Source organism: Nostoc sp. DedSLP03 (assembly GCF_034530815.1).
In the GTDB taxonomy this organism is placed as follows: domain Bacteria; phylum Cyanobacteriota; class Cyanobacteriia; order Cyanobacteriales; family Nostocaceae; genus Nostoc.
In genome coordinates this window covers 1-5,933 of record NZ_JAVRCK010000179.1, presented here as the reverse complement: position 1 = coordinate 5,933, position 5,933 = coordinate 1, and the positions used below count along the sequence as shown (strand labels likewise).

4 protein-coding genes are annotated in these 5,933 nt (G+C 42.9%); 1 reads left to right on the top strand and 3 read right to left on the bottom strand.

What is annotated here, in order from left to right:
• Positions 1-29: 29 nt before the first annotated feature.
• From RM368_RS37715 to RM368_RS37705, 3 genes are all read right to left on the bottom strand, one after another.
• A complete protein-coding gene (locus RM368_RS37715; protein ID WP_322698800.1) occupies positions 30-350 on the bottom strand; it encodes a competence protein CoiA family protein in 321 nt (106 codons plus the stop codon).
• 312 nt (positions 351-662) lie between these two features.
• Entirely contained in the window at positions 663-2,489 is a 1,827-nt protein-coding gene (locus tag RM368_RS37710) for a calcium-binding protein (protein ID WP_322698799.1), read from the bottom strand.
• A 1,032-nt stretch (positions 2,490-3,521) separates the two neighbouring features.
• On the bottom strand, positions 3,522-4,385 hold the full coding sequence (locus RM368_RS37705) for a class I SAM-dependent methyltransferase (RefSeq protein ID WP_322698798.1): 864 nt from the start codon (positions 4,383-4,385) through the stop codon (positions 3,522-3,524).
• 313 nt (positions 4,386-4,698) lie between these two features.
• Here RM368_RS37705 and RM368_RS37700 point away from each other — a divergent pair, with 313 nt between their 5' ends.
• On the top strand, positions 4,699-5,916 hold the full coding sequence (locus tag RM368_RS37700; protein ID WP_322698797.1) for a DUF2252 domain-containing protein: 1,218 nt from the start codon (positions 4,699-4,701) through the stop codon (positions 5,914-5,916).
• Positions 5,917-5,933 lie beyond the last annotated feature (17 nt).

The window sequence follows — 5,933 nt, the reverse complement described above, 5'->3', positions numbered from 1 at the left end:
TTTTTATCCGTATTATGCCGCAGTTTTTTTCAAAAATCAAATATGATTCCTATAATAGGATAATTTTTGGCTCCGTATTCCTTCCAGAGTAATTTTAACTGTGCTAAATCCTTGCTTGATAGTTGAATGTTGAAATTATCATAGAGAGGCAGAGTTGGAAATTCTCGGTTAGCTATGGGGCGGCAAGTTTGGTCATTATGAGCAAAATGATGCTCTTTTACCTTGCCTTTTTTAGCGGTTAGCTCACCATTACAGTAAGGACACTTAAGTAAAGTCTTCCCCCTGTCGATATCTTCAATACATATTAATATCCCATCTTCATCTACACCGTATTTTAGCCACATTGCCACACCATTATTGAATAGTTAAAGTTGCTTTTACAAGTGTGCTTCAACTTTTCAAAAATGTATCTATCTTCTGAAGTAGGGTAATGTTGATTTGAAGAATGTAAGTGCAATGGAGTGAAGCCGCTTTATCGTCGCCCCTTGATCTCCTTCCCTCCTCATCTGAGATGATAAATATTGCTTGTATGAATAGATACTAGAAAAATTCTTAGAGGAAAAGCCTAAAACTTAAGTTGACTTGCTTGAAAAACTAAGCGGTTGTCTTGGTTGCTATTTGGCACGGTGATGTCCTTAGTGATGGCAAAGCACTAATACAGATTAAACAACTACAAAATTGTTGTTGGTTAGTGACAACCCAGCAGATAATTGTGCAAATTGCAGCTGAGTAAACCCAGATGCACTACCATCTACGTCCAAGAACAGTCCACCTGTAGCGCTGTTGTAGATAAATCGCTGTTCGCTAGTAGTTGCAGATGTTCCGATGGTAAACTGAGTAGCCAAGAGTGTGCCTGGTGATAACCCACCAAGACTCTCATAATAAATACTAGCTAATACCTGAATCACTTCATTGGTGGCGTTGAAGTCATAAAGGCTATCAACGTTTTGATAGTACTCATTAAAAACAAAGGTATCAATACCATCCCCCCCATAGAGGGTATCATTGCCATTCCCCCCATAGAGCGTATCATTGCCAGAAGTCCCCACAATATTGTCATTGTCGGTTGTACCTGAGATATTTAATCTTTCGATATTCTTGTAACTAACCCCACTCGTGCCTGCGGTAATTAAGCCAATGTTAGTGGTGGCATTAAAAGTTGTCGCGATACCCCCTGTAGCATTGGTGTAATCGGCGAATAACAAATCGTTACCCTTACTCCCATCTATCGTATCTTTGCCACCAGATCCCGTAGAGAGCGTATCATTGCCGGATGTCCCCACAATATTGTCATTGTAGGCTGTACCTAAGATATTTAATTGTTCGATATTCTTGTAACTAATCCCACTCGTGCCTGCGGTAATTAAGCCAATGTTAGTGGTGGCATTAAAAGTTGTCGCGATACCCCCTGTAGCATTGGTGTAATCGGCGAATAACAAATCGTTACCCTTACTCCCATCTATCGTATCTTTGCCACCAGATCCCGTAGAGAGCGTATCATTGCCGGATGTCCCCACAATATTGTCATTGTAGGCTGTACCTAAGATATTTAATTGTTCGATATTCTTGTAACTAATCCCACTCGTGCCTGCGGTAATTAAGCCAATGTTAGTGGTGGCATTAAAAGTTGTCGCGATACCCCCTGTAGCATTGGTGTAATCGACGAATAAGAAATCGTCACCCTTACCCCCATCTATCGTATCTTTGCCACCAGATCCCGTAGAGAGCGTATCATTGCCAGAGTTCCCCACAATATTGTCATCGAAGGCTGTACCTAAGATATTGAATCGTTCGATATTCTTGTAACTAATCCTACTCGTGCCTGCTGTAATTGAGCCAATGTTAGTGGTGGCATTAAAAGTTGTAGCGATCCCACCGGTAGCATTCTTGTAATCGACGAACAACAAATCATCACCTGTCCCTCCATCAAGTAGGTTATCGCCTATTGAACCGCTAGCACCCAATGTATCGTTACCTGAGCCTCCGTTGAGGGTGTTATTGCCTGTTGAGACAGAGTTATTGAGGTCGCCGAAGGATTCCAGGAATTCACCAGAAATGTCAAGAAAATCATTGCCATCGCCTCCATCAAACAGGTTATCGCCTGTTGAACCGCTAGCCTTCAATGTATCGTTACCTGAGCCTCCGTTAAGGGTGTTATTGCCTTTTGAGCGAGAGTCTTCATTAGTCCTGTATGCAATGCTGAATGCGCCAGAAATGTCAAGATAATCATTGCCAGCGCCCCCAGAGAGCAGGTTATCGCCTGTTGAACCGCTAGCACTCAATGTATCGTTACCTGCGCCTCCATTGAGGGTGTTATTGCCTGTTGAGACAGAGTCGGAGTCCGAATTCCCGGCGTTGCTGAACAGAGTGAGTAATCTGCCAGAGATGGAGATATTATCATTGCCATCGCCTCCAGAGAGCAGGTTATCACCTTTTGAACCGCTAGCACCCAATGTATCGTTACCGTTGGTTCCAATGATGTTTGTCATAGCTTTTACCTACATCTATCTAACTTTTCAGTAACTTTAGTTTTCAACCTGCTGTTTGTGCTGTTGAGCACACAAATAATCCACCGAAATTTGATATTTTCGGCATACTTTCTTCTTGACTTGATATTTGGTTTCTTGCTAGCGTTGAAGTTTTACTATAGGAATAATATTTTATTTTTGAACAAAATTAGGTATTGTCGGCTGTGTTAGAACGCACTTTGTAACGCACCATCATCAAGGATTTGGTGCTGTACTCTCGGCTAGCTCCCCTACATAACTTTTGGTAAAATCAAATACTATTCCTATAGAAGAGAAAATAATTAATGGTTGGGCGAAATTATTTTTATACCCTTTTCATGGGCAATCTTATTTAAATATTTAGCCTGAAAATAGAGAACATCTCAATAACCCAACACTAACCATATACTACCGTATTTAGCTAAATATCTTTGTTTCAAAACACATTGAGAGCATATTCTTAACATTATTTATTGATTAATTAATTTACCGATAATGGGAAAAGGGTACTAGGTTACACTCTTTACCAATCAAGTATTTGAAGCTATGGCGCTCCGCGAGCGCCAAGAGTGCGATGGCGTAACCGCCCGCCTTCTTGCGATCGCATCTCTTAAAACTGCCCATTATTTTGCACAATGAGGTATATTTTGTCCAGTGTGGCATCACCGTGCCAAAAAAGGTTTTTTGTACGCTAAGAAAAATTCAAGTGCCTAAAATGACGATTTTTCGTTCAAACTCGATCAAAACTAGCAGCATAATCATAGTTTTTTCACTAAAAAGCGCTTCTTGAAAGGCTTACCTCATCTTACTTTCAGCCTTAGAGTACAATTAACCCGGTTTGGCACGGTGATGCCTATTTGGAGGATAAAAAGCACAAACCACAGAGCGATGCCTACGGTGGTTAATTACGCTCCTGTGCTTTTAAGCGAGTCAAGCTGCTATTTGTGCGATCGCCTCAGCAGTCAATAGTAATTATTCATATCAGGAGGCAACAGTTGTCTCCCTGTTCCCCTCTTAGGAGGCTTTGGGTTTAACGAACTTGAGGGTCATGCGATCGCTCTCCCCAATAGTGAGGAAGCGTTGCCTATCTTTTTGACCCTGGCTCAAGGTTGGAGGTAGTGTCCAGACTCCGCCTGGATAGTCTTTAGTATCCTTTGGGTTGGCATTAATCTCTGATTTGCCTACCAACTTGAAGCCAGCTTTCTCCACAGCAGTAATTACCCTATCTTCAGACATATAACCAGTTTTAATACTCTCTTGCAAAGAAATATCTGGTTTGCCACGGTGTTCTTCCACTCCCAAGATGCCCCCTGGCTTGAGTGCTTTATAAGCCGCCGCATAAACCTGCTCGTCATAGCCAGCTTTGACCCAGTTGTGAATATTGCGGAAGGTAAGAACTAAGTCTACAGAATTGTCTGGGGCTAGGGTGAGTTCGGTTGGGGGATTGATTTGGGCGACTTTGACCTTACCAAAAACCTCTGGATTAGCTGCTAGTTTTTCTTGGAAAGCCAAAGCGGGTTTACTTGTGCTCTTAGCCAAGTTAGTAACTATGAGTTGCCCCTTTGCCGCTAGAAACGGCGCTAATATCTCGGTATACCAGCCGCCCCCTGCCCACAATTCAACTACGGTCATATTTGGGTGCAAACCGAAGAATTCGAGGGTCTGGGCTGGGTGGCGGTACTTGTCTCGGTCACGATTTGCAACGGAGCGATGACTGCTGGTGAGTATGGTTTGGAGCGTGGTGCTGTTGAATGTCGCTTTCTCACCACTCTCGTTAGCTAGAACAGTTGGGGGCATTACGGATGCCAATACAAGGATTGCTAAAGTCAGGGCTTTCAGTAAGCCTTGGCGGGGGGTAAGATTTTGTGCAAATTTCATAACTGTTGTTTTTACTTTCCGCTTCAGCATAGGGCAAATAGTGTTCTCATAAATGAGTGCGATGGCGTACCCGTCTGCTGTAGGTATTACTCTCCCGTTTTCCTCTCTACGAGACGCTACTCGCGTTCGCTTGAATGAGGACAGCGTAAAATTCTTGATAGCAATCTTTTTACTGGCTATGAATAGTTGTTACATTGTGCTTTAAATCACTTTATAAGTTCTGACTCAAGGTGGTAAAAGAATTGTTGTTGGATGGTTGTGTCTACACAAGAGTTCAACAAGAGTTAATTTCTTTACCGCCTAAGAGACTTTCATGCTCAAACAGATATCTGGAATTGTCGCCCTCTTTATTTTAACTTTGGGGTTTGCATCTACATCTGTTGCTGCAACTCCCCGTTCAACTTGGGTAGAAAATGAAATTTACCAATACAACCATCCCTTTGCTTCTCAATTGCCCCAAGAACTGGCAACGAAAATGCAAAAGATGACAGCTAGCCCCTTTGCCTTCTATCGAGGAACGGCTCACATCTTCTACCGCGATATGCAAACATTACCAAGTTCAGGATTTGTCAATTCTTCTACTGATGCCATTTGGTTAGAGGGGGATATGCATCTGCAAAATCTTGGGGGAATGAGAGATGGCAACGATAATAACGTCTTTGATACTACTGACTTTGATGAAGGTTATCTTGGCCCTTATGTTTGGGATTTGCGACGTATGGCAGTCTCGATTCTCCTAGCAGCCAAAGAAAACGGCCTAAGCTCCAGTGATGGTCAAGATATTGTGCGGAATTTTCTGGATGCTTACCTCAACAAGATGAGCGACTTTAAGGGGACTAACGACGAGCTATCATACCGTTTGCAAGAGAGCAATACCAACGGTGTGGTCAAGGATTTAATTCAACAGGCAGCAGCCAAGAGCCGCTCTAGTTTGCTAAATAAGTACACGCTGCTAAATAGCAGTAGCAATCGAGTTTTTCAGACAACCTCTGAACTCCAGCCTGTATCCAGCAGCACCTACTCAGATATTACTGGGGCAATGAGCAGCTACATCGCTTCAATTCCTAGCAGTAAGCGCTACAGCAATAGTTACTACACCCTAAAAGATATTCGTCTCAAATTAGGTTCTGGTACTGGTAGTCTTGGTAAGTATCGGTATTACTTGCTGATTGAGGGCCCAACTTCAGCAACCGACGACGATCGCATTTTGGAGATGAAGCAGGAAGCTTCTAGCGCTGTAGCGATCGCAGCTCCAGGTTTACTGCCAAGTTCGGTCTATGGAAATCATCAAGGGGCGAGGGTGACAATCGCTACCAAAGCGATGCTCTCTAATACCGACCCGTTGGTTGGCTACACTACGGTCAGTGGTATCCCCTTTATGCTGCATGAAAAATCCCCTTACCAGGTAGACTTTGACTATACCTTACTAACCACTAAATCAAAGTTCATGGATGCGATGGGATATGCAGGTAAGGTCGTTGCTAAAAACCATGCTATCCCTCTTCTGTCACTCTCCGGAATAAGCAAATAGTAAAAAAGCGAAATCAT